The 19,004-nt window shown below is 43.8% G+C and carries 13 protein-coding genes; 11 read left to right on the top strand and 2 right to left on the bottom strand.

Annotated features, from left to right (window positions below):
* Window positions 1-107 precede the first annotated feature (107 nt).
* The 11 genes from C234_RS0114095 to C234_RS16580 all read left to right on the top strand — a co-directional run bounded on the left by C234_RS0114095 (window position 108) and on the right by C234_RS16580 (window position 17,827).
* Window positions 108-1,706 (top strand): aspartate:alanine exchanger family transporter, encoded by a 1,599-nt coding sequence (locus C234_RS0114095; protein WP_027326283.1) that lies wholly within the window; start codon window positions 108-110, stop codon window positions 1,704-1,706.
* A gap of 77 nt (window positions 1,707-1,783) precedes the next feature.
* Entirely contained in the window at window positions 1,784-2,125 is a 342-nt protein-coding gene (locus C234_RS0114090) for a hypothetical protein (RefSeq protein ID WP_027326282.1), read from the top strand.
* 132 nt (window positions 2,126-2,257) lie between these two features.
* Window positions 2,258-4,855: a TonB-dependent receptor gene (locus C234_RS0114085; protein WP_027326281.1), complete on the top strand. Its 2,598-nt coding sequence runs from the start codon at window positions 2,258-2,260 to the stop codon at window positions 4,853-4,855.
* Between the two features lie 537 nt (window positions 4,856-5,392).
* Window positions 5,393-6,370 (top strand): hypothetical protein, encoded by a 978-nt coding sequence (locus C234_RS0114075; protein WP_027326280.1) that lies wholly within the window; start codon window positions 5,393-5,395, stop codon window positions 6,368-6,370.
* A 37-nt stretch (window positions 6,371-6,407) separates the two neighbouring features.
* Entirely contained in the window at window positions 6,408-9,782 is a 3,375-nt protein-coding gene (locus C234_RS0114070; protein ID WP_027326279.1) for a SusC/RagA family TonB-linked outer membrane protein, read from the top strand.
* 28 nt (window positions 9,783-9,810) lie between these two features.
* Window positions 9,811-11,244: a RagB/SusD family nutrient uptake outer membrane protein gene (locus tag C234_RS0114065; protein WP_027326278.1), complete on the top strand. Its 1,434-nt coding sequence runs from the start codon at window positions 9,811-9,813 to the stop codon at window positions 11,242-11,244.
* 15 nt (window positions 11,245-11,259) lie between these two features.
* Window positions 11,260-12,555 carry a DUF4843 domain-containing protein gene (locus C234_RS0114060; RefSeq protein WP_034537396.1) on the top strand — a complete coding sequence of 432 codons (1,296 nt, stop codon included), beginning with the start codon at window positions 11,260-11,262 and terminating at the stop codon, window positions 12,553-12,555.
* A gap of 20 nt (window positions 12,556-12,575) precedes the next feature.
* Window positions 12,576-14,309, top strand: coding sequence for a PKD-like family lipoprotein (locus C234_RS0114055; protein WP_034538521.1), 1,734 nt, complete (start codon window positions 12,576-12,578; stop codon window positions 14,307-14,309).
* Window positions 14,306-15,406, top strand: a complete 1,101-nt coding sequence (locus C234_RS0114050; RefSeq protein ID WP_027326275.1) for a redoxin family protein — start codon at window positions 14,306-14,308, stop codon at window positions 15,404-15,406. Before C234_RS0114055 ends, C234_RS0114050 begins: the two co-directional genes overlap by 4 nt.
* 73 nt (window positions 15,407-15,479) lie before the next feature.
* Window positions 15,480-16,646, top strand: a complete 1,167-nt coding sequence (locus C234_RS0114045) for a TlpA disulfide reductase family protein (RefSeq protein WP_027326274.1) — start codon at window positions 15,480-15,482, stop codon at window positions 16,644-16,646.
* Between the two features lie 53 nt (window positions 16,647-16,699).
* Window positions 16,700-17,827: a TlpA disulfide reductase family protein gene (locus C234_RS16580; RefSeq protein ID WP_051290281.1), complete on the top strand. Its 1,128-nt coding sequence runs from the start codon at window positions 16,700-16,702 to the stop codon at window positions 17,825-17,827.
* An 88-nt stretch (window positions 17,828-17,915) separates the two neighbouring features.
* On the opposite strand, the gene C234_RS0114035 is transcribed toward C234_RS16580, so the two are convergent.
* Window positions 17,916-18,278, bottom strand: a complete 363-nt coding sequence (locus C234_RS0114035) for a DUF2023 family protein (RefSeq protein ID WP_027326273.1) — start codon at window positions 18,276-18,278, stop codon at window positions 17,916-17,918.
* Between the two features lie 32 nt (window positions 18,279-18,310).
* Window positions 18,311-18,817, bottom strand: coding sequence for a flavodoxin FldA (gene fldA / locus C234_RS0114030; RefSeq protein ID WP_027326272.1), 507 nt, complete (start codon window positions 18,815-18,817; stop codon window positions 18,311-18,313).
* Between the last annotated feature and the right edge of the window lie 187 nt (window positions 18,818-19,004).

The raw sequence follows: 19,004 nt of genomic DNA, 5'->3' as shown, positions 1-19,004 counted from the left end.
GATGAGCGGGAAGTTTCAACGAATGAAAATAAAAATTCGTAGAGAGAAGTCTTTCTATAGACTTTTTTGTAACTTTGCCCCGCAAATTAACCAATCTTTATATTTGTATGTTTACAGATCTATTGAACTTTTCTTATTTCTCGCTCTTTCTGATTGTGGCGTTGGGCTTTATGTTGGGAAGAATTAAAATCAAAGGCCTTTCTCTCGACGTATCGGCTGTTATTTTCATTGCGCTGCTTTTCGGCCATTTTGGAGTGATTATTCCTAAAGAGCTGGGTAATTTCGGACTGGTTCTTTTTATTTTTACCATCGGTATACAGGCAGGACCCGGTTTTTTCGACTCTTTCCGCAGCAAGGGGAAGACGCTGATCATTATCACGGTGCTTATTATTGCTTCCGCCTGCCTCACGGCGGTCGGGCTGAAATATGCTTTCGATATCGATACGCCCAGCGTGGTGGGGTTGATAGCAGGCGCTCTGACCAGTACGCCCGGTTTGGCTGTGGCTATCGACAGCACCAACTCTCCGCTGGCTTCGATAGCTTACGGTATCGCCTATCCGTTCGGTGTCATCGGCGTTATCCTTTTTGTAAAGCTGTTGCCTAAGATTATGCGGATCGACCTCGATCAGGAAGCCCGCCGTCTTGAGATAGAGCGTCGCGGGCAGTATCCGGAGCTGAGAACTTGCGTGTATCGGGTTACGAATCCGGCGGTATTCAACCGCAGCTTGGCGCAAATCAATGTGCGCGCCATGACGGGAGCGGTCATATCGCGTCTCAAGCACGACGGTGAGATTAGTATTCCCAAAGCTTCGACCATGCTTCGTGAAAACGATTATATACAAGGGGTGGGGAGTGAAGAGTCACTCAATCAACTGGCGGTTCTGGTAGGCGAACGTGAAGAAGGGAAGCTTCCTTTGGATCAGACGCAGGAAATCGAATCGCTGTTGCTCACCAAAAAAGATATGATCAACAAGCAGTTGGGCGATTTGAATCTGCAAAGAAATTTCGGTTGTACGGTGACCCGTGTCCGCCGAAGCGGTATCGACCTTTCGCCATCGCCCGAACTCGCTTTGAAATTCGGCGATAAGCTGACGGTGGTGGGCGAGAAAGAGGGTATTAAAAGTGTGGCTGGGCTTCTGGGAAACAACGCGAAGCAACTGTCGGATACCGACTTTTTCCCCATTGCCATGGGCATTGTGCTGGGAGTCTTGTTCGGGAAGCTGAATATTTCTTTCCCCGATGGCCTTTCTTTCTCTCCGGGATTGACGGGCGGTGTGCTGATGACGGCTCTTTTCTTGAGTGCCGTGGGTAAGACAGGCCCCATACTGTGGTCGATGTCCGGTCCTGCGAATCAATTGTTGCGCCAGTTGGGACTCCTGCTTTTTCTTGCCGAAGTGGGGACATCTGCCGGTAAGAATCTGGTATCTACGTTCCAGGAAAGCGGGCTGCTGCTTTTCGGCGTAGGAGCCGCCATTACCTTGCTACCTATGCTGGCGGCGGTATTGGTGGGCCGTTTGGTGTTCAAAATCAATATTCTCGATTTGTTGGGCACGATTACCGGAGGTATGACCAGTACGCCCGGTCTTGCCGCCGCCGATTCGATGGTCGACAGCAACATCCCGAGTGTGGCATACGCCACGGTTTATCCCATCGCCATGGTATTCCTTATTCTGTTTATTCAGGTGATTGCCACAGCGGTGGTATAGTGCCCGACAACGAATCATTATAAATAGGGATTGGGCGGTATTTGTCTTTTTTGTATTTTTGTCGCGTAACTCGAACGATGAAACAATTGCATAAATATATATTGAAGTGGTTTCTGCCTGTACTGTTTATTTCGTACATGGCAGGCATCACTTTGTTTATGCACTCCCATGTTGTCGACAGGGTTACCATTGTTCACTCCCATCCTTTTAAGAAAGACGGCGGGCATACTCATACCACGGTCGAGTTCCAACTGATTCATCTGTTGAATCACTTGCTTACTACCGACTTCGGATTGACTCCTTTACTTACCGCCGTTGTTTTATTTCTATTACACATCCTTTTCACGCGTCCCCGGCATAGGGCTTTCCGTAGCGCTTGCCAAGGCATTGTCTCTCTAAGGGCTCCTCCCACGCGTTAAGCCGCTTTGCTGTTTGCCGTATCCGGATATATACCTTATTCCGGACTTTTCCGCGTGTCGCGTGTCCCGTACTTCGTGTCCGGTGGTTCGGCACCCCGATTCTCATATAAATAAAAAAACAAACTGACGAAAATGAAAAAATATATCATGATTCTCGTTAGCCTTTGCTGTGCTTTGACGCAGGCAATGGCAAATCATCCGGAATACCCGGAGTTGAAAAAGTCCGATGCTAATATTGTCGGACATGTGTTGGATAAAAATACAAAAGAACACCTGCCTTATATTACCGTAACGTTGAAAGGTACCACTATCGGAACGGTGACCGACGCCACCGGGCACTACTTCCTGAAGAATCTGCCCGAAGGCAATTTCGTGCTCGAAGTAAGTTCCATTGGTTATAAGACGGTAACCCGGAATGTCACCTTGAAAAAAGGCAAAACCCTCGAAGAAGATTTCGAGATCGAAGAGGATGCGGTGGCATTGGATGGGGTGGTGGTTTCCGCCAACCGTAACGAAACCAAACGCCGGCTGGCGCCTACGCTGGTGAATGTGTTGGATATGAAGCTCTTCGAACGCACCCAGTCTACCGACTTGGCTCAGGGATTGAAGTTCCAGCCGGGCGTGCGCGTGGAGACCAATTGCCAGAATTGCGGATTCAGTCAGGTGCGCATCAACGGTCTGGACGGTCCTTATTCGCAGATATTGATTGATTCGCGCCCCGTATTCAGCGCATTGGCAGGCGTATACGGCCTCGAACAGATTCCCGCCAACATGATCGAGCGTGTGGAGGTGATGCGTGGGGGAGGTTCCGCTTTGTTCGGTTCTTCCGCTATTGCCGGAACCATCAACATCATTACCAAAGAACCGTTGAGCAATTCGGCAAGCATTTCGCACGAGCTTCGCGGCTTGGGCGGACTGAATACGTTCGAAAATACCACCAACTTCAACGGTTCCATCCTGACGGATAACAACCGCATGGGAATCACTTTGTTCGGTCAGGCACGCCACCGTTCCGGTTACGACCGCGACGGCGACGGATATACCGAAATGCCGGTGCTCGACGGCCGCACCTTGGGATTCCGCGCTTTTATCAAGCCGACGGATTATTCGAAAGTCACTGCGGAGTTTCATAATACTCACGAATTCCGTCGCGGAGGCGATCTTCTGAAGAACGAACCTCATAACGCTCACATTGCCGAACAACTGGAACATACCAACAACATCGGAAGCCTGAATTACAGCCTGATGAGCCCCGACGGCAAGCATCACTTCAATGCCTACGCTTCGTTTATGAAGGTGAACCGGAAAAGCTACTACGGAGGGAGCGACAAACTGGCTTCCGACATCATCGACGGAGGAAGAAAGAATGTAGAGGCTGCCAAGGATAAATTCATCGCGGATCTGAAAAAGAAAACGCCGGACATATCCGAAGACGACATCCTCAAAAAGGTTGAAGAGGAGTTCAATCCGCAGATTCACAACGGACTGACGAACGAAGATTGGTTGGAACTCGATAAACGCATGGCGTCGTACGGACGTACCGACGGACTTACCTATATGTTGGGAGCACAATATTCTTACGATTTTTCGAAATTGCTGTTTATGCCTTCACAGCTTACGGTGGGAGGGGAGTATACCCGAGATAAGCTCGATGATATCAGCGGTTACCGCCCGGCGCCCATCACTCAGAAAGTGCATGTGAAAAGCCTTTTCGCGCAGAACGAGTGGAAGAACGATTGGCTGAGCCTGCTGGTGGGAGCCCGTTTCGACAAGCATTCCATGATCAAGCATGTCATTGTAAGCCCTCGCGCCAATCTGCGCTTCAACCCCGTGAAAGATTTGAGTCTGCGTGTAAGTTACAGCAAAGGTTTTCGCGCTCCCCAGATATTCGATGAAGACCTTCATGTCGACAACGCCGGAGGCGAACTCATCCTTTCCGTGCTCGACCCGAATCTGAAAGAAGAAACGTCACACAGTTTCAGCGGTTCGGTAGACTGGTACCACCGTTTCGGCGCATGGCAGTTGAACCTGATGGCCGAAGGATTCTATACCAAGCTGAACGATGCGTTCGGCTCGTTGCAACAGAACGCGGTGGAAAACGGAAAGGCGTTTATCCGCAAGTATCGTACCAATACCGACGGGGCGAAGGTGTACGGAGCCAATCTCGAAGGAAAGCTCGCTTACCTGAGCCTTGCCCAATTTCAGGCGGGAGTTACCGTGCAAAAAAGCCTTTGGGATACGAAGCGCCAGTGGAATGATGATGACGCTTATACCACCCGCCGCATGTATCGCACGCCGAACGTATATTCCTATTTTGTGGCTACGGTCAATCCCGTCAAACGATTCAGCGTTTCCCTTTCAGGCAACTACACTGGCAATATGCTGGTGGGGCATGAAATACCGACCGAAGATGACGGTTCGCTGACCATGTTCGATGGCAAGCCCGCCGCTACCATTCATGCCGATCGCCTGCAGCACGGTAAGGATCAGACGGCAACCACTTACGGCCCGCGTACTTTCAAAACTCCTTCATTCTTCGAGATGGGATGCAAACTGGCTTACGACTTCCCGTTGTATAAGGTCTATACCCTGCAAGCCTATGCCGGTGTTCAGAACATGTTCAACTCCTATCAGAAAGATTTCGACAAAGGTCCTTCCCGCGATTCCGCTTATATCTACGGACCGGGCGCGCCGCGGAGCTTCTTCGCCGGTGTGAAGATCAGCTATTAATGGAATCGATATTATTGGGAATTTGAATTTTTATTAAAGTTTTTTATAATAACGTTTTTTAGAGCCGGATAAAAAGTCTGTAATCTATCTGTTCCTTTTTATGTAATTTCGTAAAAGGGAATAATGATTGAGCAGACTTTTTATTTAGCTCTTTTTTATTCATTCGATTTTATTTTAAAACCAAAAGTGGGCTTTAAAAAGCTTTTTTCTTTTATTTTTGTGCGATTATTTTTTTTATTTGAAAAAATATAGTATTTTCGGCGCAAATCAATGAATGAAAAATAATCGTAAAGTATTGACTATTTATTTCTATGCTACTAAAATGAAACTCATTGAAGGTTACTTCCTTTAAATGCAAACAAAGTTAAAAATCTCTGTGTTATGAAAAGTGGTAATATTTACTATTTGTTTGAAAAATCATTATTTCGGTCACGTTTAATGATTAAACGGAGAGATCCTTTTGCTTGAAAATCACCTTCTTTTATCCTTCCGGATTAAACACGATAACAAACATTATTATTACAAAACACAAAATTTATGATTAAAAGATTCGCATTATTATGTGTGTCTGCATTCTTGCCAATATGGGGAATAGCGCAGATACAAAAAACTATACTCAGTGCTCAAGTCTATGATTACCAGCGTAATATGGTTTATTTTGATTGCGTGCAGACTCCACTTATTCATCAGGAGTTTCATGTAAACCCGGGAGAAATCCATAGTTATCCATTTGATACCGAGCAAATTGTCGCTATGTTTATCAATGGTCGGACAAAAGTTTTGTTACTGCCCGGGGATAGCTTGCATGCTGTGATTCGTTATGAAGGAAAGAATGTTACTTCTATCGATTTCACCGGGACCGAACAGGCGGTTTTTCATAATCGCTTGTATCGTGATATTGAGCGACTGAAGCGTGATATGCGTTATAAAACGCAATTGTTGGGATGTGTGGTGCTTGATGTTAAACCGAAAGATCGCATCAATGATTCACGTCTATTGCTCGATAAGGTAAAAAATATGATTGAAGAGGTCGGGAGCGCATGTGCACCTTCTGTGGCCAATTATATTATGGCTGAAATTGAGTCGCTCGTTTACAACTCGTTTATGGAATATCCTGTCATGTATGCCGAAACCCGTAAATTGCCTGTCGAAAAGCAAGAGATAGGCGATTATTGGAAATTGATGGATGGGTATGTTTTACGTAAAGATGCCGCCTCCTTACGCGTTCCTGAATATGCCGGTCTGCTTATGCGTTATTGTTTTTACCGGAACGAATATCAGGCTCGTGAAAGAGGAGAAGATTATAAAATCCCCGATGTCTTTGAAGGCATGTATAAAGAGTTGGCGTCATTTTATGAAGGTGAGCTGCGTGACTTTGTACTCTATACGCTTCTTGTCAACTTTATACGCAACGGCAAGGAGATAGAGCGTGCCGATGTACTGGTAAAGGACTATAAGGAGCGCTACAATATCAATAAAGAGCATATGCACATACTCGATAACCTTTTGCAATAACTACTAATCACTTAAATTTTTCAAAGAAAAACACATTATGAAAAAGACAAATGCAATACGATTTTTGCGCATTGTATTTCTTTTCACTGTATCTTGTATTTGGGGTACAAGCGAATCGCTATACGCTCAGAACAAAACAGATGGCAGTTGGAAAGATAATAAAATTACGTTGCGCGTAAGTAATGAACCTTTAGGTAAAATTTTTGAGAAAGTAGCTCAACAGGCTAAGGCTGACATCACTTTTCAAGGGGTGACCTTGGTAGGAATTGACAAACCTACCACCATCAATGTGAAAGATATGCCCTTGGATAAAGTATTAGGACAACTGATTGGAGATCAGAATGTGAAAATACGATATGAGGGAGTCAATCAGATTATTGTCGAGCAAGATGTTGCTCCTCAACAGAAAGATGGCTTGAAGAAACTGCTGATTGGAGGAGTAGTATTAAGTTCGGATATGAAGGAGCCTTTGATAGGCGCTACTGTCATGATAACAGATGGCACTAAAGAAGGAGGGACTGCCGGTTGTATCACAGATAAAGATGGAAAATTCAGTTTACACATCGACCCGAAAGCGTCTATTCGCGTTTCTTATATAGGTTATCAAAGTGTTTCTCAGCAGATTTTAAGAGAGAATACCAATATGAAGATTGTCTTGTCTCCTACTTCGATTAATATGGATGAAGTTGTAGTGACAGGAATCAGTAAGCGCAGTAAAGGAAGTTTTACAGGTAATTTTGTTACGGTAAAAGGAAGTGATTTGCGTAAGCTTAACCCTAATAATATCCTTAAGAGTTTGCAATATTTTGATCCGAGCTTCAAGATTATTGAAGATAATTCACGGGGGTCTGACCCGAATGCCCGCCCTGAATTCCAAATGCGAGGTGATCAGTCGCTCGGTAGAATAGATATGAATAGCATGGATCTGATGTTGGATAATGTTTCCAGTCGCCCCAATGTGCCTCTTTTTGTGTTGGATGGCTTTATTGTTCCTATCAGCCGGATATTGGATTTGGATCCTGAAAGGGTAGAGAGTATAACAATTCTGAAAGATGCGGCTTCTACGGCTATTTATGGTTCGCGAGCTTCAAACGGGGTAATTGTGGTGGAAACCAAAGTTGCACCCGACGGAGCTTTGTCGGTAACTTACAGCGGGGACTTTACTCTTCAGGCACCGGATCTGACTGACTATAATCTGATGAACGCTTCCGAGAAGCTTCAAACCGAACTGAAAGCCGGTGTATATCATCCGGATAATGCGAACTCGATGAACGAATACAACAGATATTTACGAAATGTTCTTGCCGGAGTCGATACCTATTGGCTGTCGCAACCATTGCGTACAGCTCTTCAAAGCCGCCATTCTTTGAACGCAGCCGGAGGTACGGATTTATTCCGTTACAGTTTGGGAGTGAATGCAGTGTTTACTCCGGGAGTAATGAAAGAATCCTCCAATCATTCTAAAGGAGTAAACTTCAGTATGACGTATCGCAAAGAAAAAATTGTTGTAGGAGCGAATATCAACTTAAGTGAAACGAATGGCAATAATTCACCTTATGGTTCGTTTGCGGATTATACCGGTGTGAATCCGTATTATCGTCCCAAGAATGAGTATGGAGAATATGTCCAAACGTTGGATGATTATGTCGGAGCAGGGAGTACTCCCATTTCCAACCCGCTTTACAATGCGCATATCGGCGTGAAAGACTTTACACGCAATTTGACTATCGCATCAAGCCTGAATGCGGAGTATATGGTTATGAAAAACCTGCGGATATCCGAGCAGCTTTCTTACACGCGCGGTATGGCACGCGCCGAGCAGTTCCTGCCTGCGGGACATACAAGGTTTGTTGCCGAAACAGATTTGACCCTGAAAGGGAGTTATTCTAAAAGGGTGGGTGAGATGTCGTCATGGTCCAGTAATTTAGGCTTGAATTGGAACTTGCCTTTTAACAAGCATTTGTTCAGCTTGTTTGCCAACTGGACGCTTAATGAAGACCGCAGCAACTATGTTAACCTTTTTGCCACAGGTTACCCCGATTCACATATGGATGATTTTATTTTTGGGTATAAAATGGCAACCAACCCATCGGGAACAGAGGCTATTTCTCGGTCGATGGGACTGATTGGCCAGTTTTCTTATAGTTATGATAATCGGTATTCGTTTGATTTTAACATTAGCAGCGAAACTTCTTCGCGCTTTGGCACCGATCACAGATTGGCTCCGTTCTGGTCTACCGGTGTTCGTTGGAATGCGTATCGTGAAAAATGGCTTCAAGGTAGAATTTCCAATTTGGTGTTTCGTGCCACTTATGGCGTTACGGGAGGACAGAATTTTAACCCGTATGAGGCGATTGAGTTTTATACTTTTACAAATACCATGAAGCCCTATAAATCGTTTCCGTTATTGGGAGCAGTTCTTAGAGGGTTGAATAATCCTGATCTGGGGTGGGCGAAGACAGACAATCTCAGTTTGGGAATAGATATGGGCTTCTGGAAGAATCGTTTGAATATAAGTTTTAATTATTATAATAACATCACTCGAGATTTGCTTACTAATTATGACTTGGCGCCGTCAACCGGTTTCGACTCGCAAACGATGAACTCCGGAGAATTACAAAACAAAGGATTCGATCTTTCGGTAAACGTTATTGCTTTTCAGAATATCCAGCAACAGTTTTATTGGACAATCGGAGCCAATGCCAATCATAATAAGAATAAAATTCGAAAAATATCTGATTTTCTCCGGAAAATAAATGAAGCGCAATTAGCTTCGCGCAAAGCTCCTTTGCCTACCCTTCAGGAAGGATATTCTACAACAACATTATTCACAGTACCTTCGCTTGGTATTGATCCGGTTACAGGAAGAGAAGTGTATTTGACTCGTGAAGGAAAGAAAACATTTACTTGGAATCCTGTGGATAAAGTGCCTGTAGGAGATACTAATCCGGACCTCAGCGGGACTATTAACACTTCCGTCAACTGGAAAGATTTTTCTTGCGCGTTAATTTTTACATACCGCTTTGGTGGAATCGTTTATAATCAAACATTGGTTGATAAGCTCGAAAACAGCAGTATCGCCCGAAATCTCGATCGGCGTGCCATGAACAGCCGTTGGGAGAAAGAAGGGGATGTGACCCGTTACAAGAAGTTCGTTTTGGGAGGAGATGAAACCCCTCAAAGCACGCGCTTTATTATGAATGATAATGAGCTGAAATTATCTTCTTTGAATATCGGTTATCGGATGCGGAACGATAATTTTGCTTTTCTCAGACGACTTAATATTGATGTGCTTTCTTTGAATTTCACAACCAATGATTTGCTTCGTCTGTCGACAATTCGTATGGAACGCGGGCTTTCTTATCCGTTTGCCCGTTCGTATACCCTCTCGATGTCTATACTGTTCAAATAACTTAGTTATCTCTTTATAAAAAAAGAATATGAAAAAGACATTATTATATTATATGGTTTGCCTGGTAGGGGCTGTTTCACTTTTTGCTTGTTCTGATTGGTTTGACGTGAATCCTAAAACTGACGTCAAATCTGATGACCTTTTTGATACCGAGGCAGGTTTTCAAAGCGCGCTTGCCGGCATTTATATCTCGATGACAGACAATCAAGTGTATGGAGGAGATCTTTCGTTTGGTTTGCTCGATCAATTGGCGCAATTGTATGATATGATTCCGGATCAGGTACAGGATAAATCCACTATCTATCAGTATGAGGTAGAAACTGTTGGATATATGACCAAATCTCGTTTGGCAAGTGCATGGAAAAAGGGATATAATCTGATTGCGAATGCCAACAATCTGATGAAATGGATTGATAAAAACGGAGAAAGAGTGATTCGCGATCCACAAACACGCGCTATGTTCAAAGGAGAGGCTTTGGCTATTCGCGCTTATGTGCATTTTGACTTGCTGCGTGGCTGGGGACCGATGTATGGTTCCGAACCCGATGCGTTGAGTGTTCCTTATCGCATAGTGGCGGACAACTCCAAACAGCCTTTACTTCCAGCGCGACAAGTAGTACAGAAAATATTGGAGGATTTAAAAAGCGCAAAAGAGCTTTTATCGTATGAGTCCGATCTTTCATTGGCAAGCTTTACCGGGCAAGAACGCCGTTTCCGCTTTAATTATCATGCGGTAAACGCTTTAATGGCAAGAGTTTATTGCTATGCCGGAGATACCGAAAATGCAGTTCGCTCTGCGCGGGAGGTTGTCGATCATTGTAATTTGGAATTACAAATCAGCAATCAGGAAGACCCGGTGCTTTTTAGTGAAGCGATTTGTGCATTGAATATGTATAAAATGCAAGAAAGACTTTCTACGAGATTTTCTGAAGGACCCAAATTTGTCGGTCATTACTTTTGTAAGATATCTACCCTTAATGCTCTCTTTGGCATTACGGGAACCGAAACTGAGGATATACGCGCTAAATCATCGGCTTTTATTCGTTATAGCGACCAGGAGCGGGCTATTTCACGTAAATATATAAAAAACACCGAAGGGGTTGTTCCGTTAATAAGGTTACCGGAGATGTACTATATATTATGTGAAATGTCTCCTTTGAAAGAGGCCGCTTCATTTTTGAATATGGTTCGTCAGAAGAGAGGATACTCGGAGTCTGCCGATGTGAAGTTCAATAATGATGAGGAACGCATTCGCGCTCTTGATTTGGAATACCGGAAAGAATTTTATGCTGAAGGACAATATTTCTTCTTTTTGAAACGGCATGCCTTTACGACTTTTAATAATTGCCCGATAGAAAATTTCGGGAAACCGCAATATGTGTTTCCTTTGCCCGATGCCGAAAAAGAATATGGGTGGACACCTCCCTCTGAAAATGAAGAGAATGGCAGTGATAATCAATAAAACATGTATGAAATTATGAAACGTTATATCTTATATTTAATTTTGCTGTGGTTGGCGGGCGGTTTTTTTACTGCGTGTGAAAAGGAAGAACCTCCTTTTTTCGACTCGAAAGCCAATGGTGTGTATTTCGATTATGCCGAACAGAGAGAACTTTCGGCTAGCGTAAACTTTGCCGATCATGTGCTTGATGATCCGGATTATCTTCCTGTGAAGATCAGAATTAAAGTGCTGGGTTACTTATCTGATGAAAGCAGGCAAATTGTTTTGAAGTCGAAAGCGGTAGAAGGTTATCCTGAAGTAGGGGTAATTTTGCCTGAGATAAAATTTGAGACCGGAGAAATCAAAAAGGAGATCGAGGTTAAAGTTGCAAAACCTGCCACTCAGGGAACACCATACGCAATTTGCGTATACATCGATGCCGCAGATCCTTCTGCTCAGCTTGGTGCAGGAATCGAAGGTTTTGAAGAATTTATCGTTTACGTAAAAGAGGAATATGAAAAACCGGCAGGCTGGGATTGGGGCATAGGTTATTATTTGGGTGAGTGGAATATAGAAAAACATGTTTTTATGATTCGGGTAACCCGCAACAATGACTATGCTAAGTCGAGAGATTGGGGCGAATATATGCAGTTTAATGTACAAGCTGTAAATGCTCTTCGCCAATTCCGTCAAGATCATCCGAGCGAAAAAGTCACCATTGAAATCCCCTTTGCTTCGGATTGTGAGTACGAGAAGCCTTTTTATTGGACCTCTTTGAACGACCGTTATTTAGGGGCATATTCCAGCAAAACTTTTGTAAACATATCCAGAATGCTGGGGGCGACTACGCTAAATGAAAAAGAACTTTTTACCGGTGATGAAGTTCGAATGAAAGAGTTGAATAAAGCTGCTGTAGAAGGAATGATGAGAACTTATGACAATTTTTTTTCTTGGCAGTATCCCGGTAGCGCTTACAGAGACGGTTATTGGGTGCCTGTTTTTTCAGATATCGATTATGCTTTGTTTCAGCCGGACTGTTGGGGTAATGCCGAAGCGGGAGCAATGATATCACAGTATTATGGTGATTACTCGGACGCTAAGTATAAATTCATGATAAATACTTGGTTGGCAAAAAAAGGAGCGGACGACTTTGTTTTGGTTCATCTCTTTCCTGTTATCGGCGGATGGGGTGATGACGGAAATCCGATGGCTCAATGGGACGAAAGCATTGGGGGAGAAGCCCAGATAAAAGAATGCTATCGGACTTTTAAGGCAGAATATGATAAGGACCCGGCTGCTTATCCTTTCACATTCCCTGAAGTTGCTGTTTAATGATTTAAAAAGGAGAAATTATGAAAAAAATATTATTTGGGATATGTCTGAGCTTTTTGTTCTTTGCTTGCTACGAGGACAAAGGTTCTTACGATTATCATTTCGACGATATAAATCAAATCGAAAAAGTTTCGTTTATTCCTGAAGCTTTTCAAGCAATAGGCGGGCTGACGATTGAGTTTCAACAACCTTTGTCGGAGAATAAGACGGAAAGAATTGAAGTCAAACTAGAACAGTCGCTGAATCATTCTTTTGAACATCTGGATTTTTTATGGAGAATTTTCCGGCAGAAAGAAGGAAAAACTGTGGTAGATACTGTGCGGACGAAAGGGTATTTGGATATAGAGTTTCTTGTAGGAAAAGAAGCGCAATACAGCATTATTCTTGAAGTAAAAGACCAAACGACGACTTTAACAAAATATACCAAATTGATTGTAAAGACTCGTCCGGTTTTCAAGAATAGCCTCTTTCTGTTGCATGGTTCACAGAGTGGAAGTGTAAAATTGGGTAATGTGGAAATAATCGGCGATAAAGCACATGTCCGTACAGATGCGTTTCATACGATCTATCCCCATATAGAAACCAATCCGTTCAGTAATGGAGTAGGATTGGGATATAGCGCTTATTTAGACCTTTACAAAATTAAGAATTCACATAATTTATGTGTGTTCAATATGGATGGCACATCGGGGATTTACGATCCTTTCGGATTGAAGAATAAGTTTCATCCGGGATATGTATTGCCTCTCGACCAGGAAAATCCGTTTGTTTACCATAGCCTTGTCAATACCGGCGACGCTTCCAATTTGACTGACTATAAATGTTTGATTTCCAGAGATGGACGTTTTTATGTTGCACGTAGTTTCCTGTGCTTTTATCCGCCGGCTTATGTAGACGATCCTCAGACGGACTATAAAGTTACCGCAGCTACCATTACAGATAATAATTATGTGTTTTGGGATGAATTGCATAATCGTTTCTTGTATCTTTTGAAGAATGATGCATATACATGGAATGAGCTTAATGCCCGTGATGTGCAGATGAATAATCCCGTGTTAAATGCGCACGTAGATTTCAGCGGGCTTCCTTCGCGGTTGAACCCTGTGGGAAAACAAGCCGTGTATGCTTATATCCGGTATCGTGAAAACTATAGAGAAGCACATCCGCTTTTCTTGTTCAAAGATAAAACGGAGGAAAAATTTTATCTATATGAACTGACTCCTACAGGATCGGATAAAGATGATAAAAAATCGGTGGCGAAAACCCGTGGAGCGGATAAAGGGGATGAAGGTGGAGAGCAAGGCGGTGATAATGAACCGGCCTTTACCATTACGGGGAAGGAACTGAAAAACTTCCGTCCGGGAAAGAATCTCTCTACAATCATGTATAATATGTGGTTTACTACCAATTTCCTCTTTTATGCCGAGGGCGGCAATGTGTATCGATATAATACCGAGGGCGGCAACCGGAGCACTATATACTCGGCCCCCGAAGGATATACCATATCGGTTATGAAGTTCCGGTCTGCCGACTCAGGTAGTCTTGTAGATGATTTGGGGCTATATTTGAGTATCGGATTAAATAAAGGAGATGAAGGAGCGATTGCAGAAATTAAGCTGACAACCTCTGCCGATGTTGATAAAACATATCCGGCTACATTCTACAACAAAGACGAGCAAGGCGTTAAGTTCGGGAATATCAGAGATGTGCAGTTTGCTCATATTTATACTTATAAAACGATTAATACAAAATGAGAAAAGGGATTATAATAGCGGTGTTGCTTTGTTTGAGCAATATTTATTTGATATATGCTCAACATTCGCTGGTTATCCGCGGACAGATAGAAGGCGTGGATGCCGGTCGGTTGTATCTTTTAGTTCAGACAGCAGAATATAAGGTAGACACGTTGGGCGCTGCCTCTTTTCAAGCTCCTGATTTTGTGCTGAAAGGGTGCTTGAGTGAGCCGGTTGTCGCACAGATTGTGCTTGAAGGATATCAGGGAGGATTCACTTTTTTGGCCGAGCCCGATACCGATTACCGTGCATTGTTGAAAAATGAAGATGGAGCGTTTATCCGGGGAGGAAAGTTACAGGATGAGTGGACGGCTTATGTAGAGCGCTCCAATTCTTTGTTTGCCCGAATCGATAGCTTGAGGGAAAGATATAATATGTTTAGACAGCAAAATAAGTATCGCAGCGCGAGTGCACTTAATGATACGTTAAAAATAGTTGAGGAGCGATATGAACAAGAAAAAAAACAATTTCTTTCTGCTCACGACGATTTGATTGCAGCTTATATGGTTCAGATGGATGCCATGAAGAGCGATATGGATATCGAAGGGCTTCGCCGCTTGTACGATTCTTTGGGTGAAGGAGCCAAAAATACACTAAGCGCCCGAATAATGAAGGAACGCATCGATCGTCTTGAAAAAACCGAGAAAGGACGTTTAGCACCGGATTTTACGCTTCCTGATATGGGAGGCCGAATGGTTACATTGAGTAAAACACAGGCAAAAATCAAGATATTGGATTTTTGGGCATCCTGGTGCGGACCGTGTCGACTCAATAATCCGGCGCTAAAAAAACTGTACGCCGAATATCACGGGAAGGGGCTGGAAATAATCGGTGTGTCATTGGATAATAAAAGAGAGCGTTGGGAAGATGCCGTTTCTAAAGACGGCTTGCCATGGATCAATGTTTCGTCGCTTAAGGGCTGGGGGTGTGTTGTGGCGAGGCAATACAATGTTGCAGCCATACCGGCTCTTTTTGTGTTGGATGAGAAAAATCGGATTATAGCCACTCATTTGCGTGGCGAAAAATTACACTCTTTTTTGAAAGAGAGGTTAAAGTAATTTCCCCAGTTTATAGTCCGGTGTATATAGAGTTTGATAATAAATTCAGTATGATTTAATATTTAATAAAGAAATGAGAAAAGTCGTTTTGTTTGTGCTCGGTCTTTTGCTGGTTATGCAAGGTTGGGCGCAAGATAGGGATAAATATGTTATTACGGGTGAAATGACCGGCGATTCAATGCGTTTTTCCAAACGTTCTGTGTCTAAATTGTATTTGACACGTTTACACGAAGGTCGTGAAGTAAATATAGACTCCGTAACGGTCAAAAACAAACGTTTCAAATTTGAAGGAATTGCCCCGGAATTGATGGATGTTTGCTTCATTACAGGCTTCGATAATGGGAGTGTTCAGCTTTTTCTGGAACCCGGTACCATTACCATTTTGCCTTTTGACGCAAAATTTCCGGTAGGAGCTAAAGTAAAAGGAACCCCGAATAATGACGTGTTGTATGATTTTCAGCAGATGCACGATCGGCATGTAGAGCGTGTCCGGAAAGAACAGAACGAGGTGGCGCGGAATATTCCCGATTCAATCCGGAGTAATGAGGAAGCGTATGCTGCCTATCAGAATGCTGCTTATTTCAGTAACTCTTTGATTTATAGAACAGAAGTTATGAAGTTTGTAAAAAATCACATTCATGCGCCGGCAGTTCTCTACATTATTAAGTATAATTTGTACGACATGTTCACGCCCAAAGTGCTCGAACGGCAGTTTTTACGGGCTTTGCCTCAGGAAATGCGCACTCACCCTTTATATACCGATATGCTCAATCAAATCAAAGCGAGCAATTTAAAAGTAGGGGCTCCGGCACCTGATATTGCGGGACGGAAACTGGATGGAAAAGAGTTGAAGCTTTCAGACCTGAAAGGTAAATATGTGCTGCTCGACTTTTGGGCATCCTGGTGTGGCCCGTGCCGTCGGGAGTTTCCTTATATCAAGCAGGCCATGACTGCTTCCGAGAACAAAGACAATTTTGTGGTATTGAGTTATTCTATCGACGATAAACGTGGAGAATGGATAAAATGCATTGAGGAAAACGCCCTTACGCATAAAAACTGGATACATATTTCCACGCTCCAAGGCTGGTCTTCACCTGCTGTTAAGCTGTTTAATGTGACAGCTGTTCCGCGTACGGTTTTGCTCAATCCGCGGGGTGAAGTGGTGGCTTTCGATTTGCGGGGCGAAGAAATGCTGGCGAAAGTTATGCGTATTATGGAAGGGACCGAAAAATATGAATAACAAAATTAATCAAAAGAACAATGTTGTATAGAATTTTTATATTTATAGCCGGAATGCTTTGTTTATCAGGTATAAAGGCCCAAAATGTATGTGTTATCGACGCGCGGATATTGAAAGATACCCTCCGTTTCACTTCTCAGCGTATTGAGAAAGTTTATCTTACACAAGTCGATGAATATGATCGCTTGGTTCCTGTCGACTCTGCTTTACTGCAAAACGGGCGTTTCCGGTTCGAACGTATGTTGCCTGAGGGCGCTCCTCGGTTAATGTATTTTATTACCGGTTTCGACAATGGGCAGATACCGGTTTTTGTCGAGCCGGGTAATGTTAACATTCTGCTTAGAGACGGAGCTTATCCCGGAGGTGCTAGGGTGACTGGTACAGAGACAAATGAGTTGTACAATGCGTACAAAGCAATTTCTGAGAAATGCACACAAGCGCAAAACGACTCTTTGAGAATCTTATCGCAAAGGTACGGAGAGAAATGGATGGATGAGGAAGAGGGAATGATGGAACGGATGAGAATCGGGGCGGCCGAATTAATAGAATGCAATGCCGAACGCATTCGCTTCTTGATAGCGCATAACGACTCTCCCTTGGCGCCGTTGATGATGGAACGTGAAATAGCTTATATGCTCGACAAACGTTATGCAGAATGGCTGTTGAAGTCTTTATCTCCTGTATTAAAAGATCATCCGTATTACCGTTCATTCGGCAATATGGTGCGTGCGCAAGATTTGAAAGTGGGAGGAGAGTTGCCCGATATTACTATCCCTCTTATCGAAGGTACTAAAGTGAATTTGAACAATTATCGGGGTAAATACGTGCTTCTCGATTTCTGGGCATCTTGGTGCGCTCCGTGTTTAAAAGAAATTCCGAACCTCATTCAGATTTATGACGAGGCGAAAGCGAAGAACGCCGATTTCCTAATCGTGAGTTTTTCGTTAGACAATAAGGAAAAGGCCTGGAAAGATGCCATTGTGGCGAAAGGAATGGATAAACCGGGTTGGATACATGGCTCCGACCTTCTGGGATGGGGGTCGCCTGCGGCTCGGTTGATGGGAGTGAGTGCCATTCCTCAAACCATATTGATAGATCCCGAGGGAAAAGCTGTTTCTTTTTCATTACGGGGAGAAGAGATGGTGCGACGTATTCGTCAGATATTAAGCGGGGGGTTATAAACTCTTTTATACAAATGAGGCGTGCTGCAAGACACGCCTCATTTCAAAAAAACAACCAACAAACCAACCCTAACAGGGAATACATCCTTCAAACAACCATTTTCATCCCTTCTTTCTTGTGGCAATAGCGTTTGCACTGTTGGCAAATATCATACCCCAGCATTGCTCCCAGTATAAAGTCTTCTTCCGCGCTCAGTTCGTTCAAGGGGCGGATGATGATGTGCCGTATGGCCTCCATGCATTCCGGCTTTCCGAAAAACAAATTGATTTTATTGGATCCCACTTCCTGAATCATGTAGCTGATTTGCTGGCTTTCCAACCGTTGTATGGCAAAAGATTCGTGCTTCCTGTTCATCGTGTAAAGCACCATGCTTCGTATTCCCTTTTTAAACTCATAAATATGGTTCAGGAATATCCGGATCTCACCGGGAACAAACTTTCGGGTAGTCATATTTTTTACAGATGGTATGATAAAAGTCCGGTTCAACGGATTTCCTGTTTCACTTGTGCCGCCCACTTAGCGATACGCTCCTTGGTTCGGCTCTCTTCATTCACCTCGTCCAGCGGGAGTCCCACGAATTGGCCGTCTACCACCGCTATCGACGAGTCGAACGTATATCCGTCCGTGGAGGTCGCTCCGCAGAATTTGCAGCGGGTGTCTTTCAACTCCTCGTACAAAATTCCTATCGCGTCGCAGAATGTATCGCTGTACGAGTCCGAATCTCCGCAGCCGAACAAAGCCACGCACTTATGCGAGAGGTCGCATGCCTTTAAAATCTTCACTCCGTCGTACCAGTCATCCTGCAACTCGCCCGCTCCCCATGTCGACGAGCCCAATACCAGCACATCGAACTCCTGTACCAATGCTTCCGTGAGCTTCGATACATCATACACGTTTTGCGTCTCTACCTCCAAGGCTTCTGCCACTCTCCGGGCCAAGTCTTCGGTGGTTCCCGTACTGGAACCGTAAAATACTCCGATTTTATTCATTTTCTATCTGTTTTTTTTAAGTGATACCGCAAAGATATTCCCTTTGGCGCAACCGGAAAATCCCTATTTATAGTGGAATATCGTTCTTGTAATCCCTACAAATGGGGATGTCTGCCGGAGAGCAGATCAAAATACCTATATATAGTGATTGCGCGGCTGCGATTTTTTCCGTTTCTTTGCAAGTCGT

The organism is Bacteroides pyogenes DSM 20611 = JCM 6294 (assembly GCF_000428105.1).
GTDB lineage: Bacteria > Bacteroidota > Bacteroidia > Bacteroidales > Bacteroidaceae > Bacteroides > Bacteroides pyogenes.
Note: the sequence above shows the minus strand (reverse complement) of the source record. Positions and strands in the feature narration are given on the sequence as shown.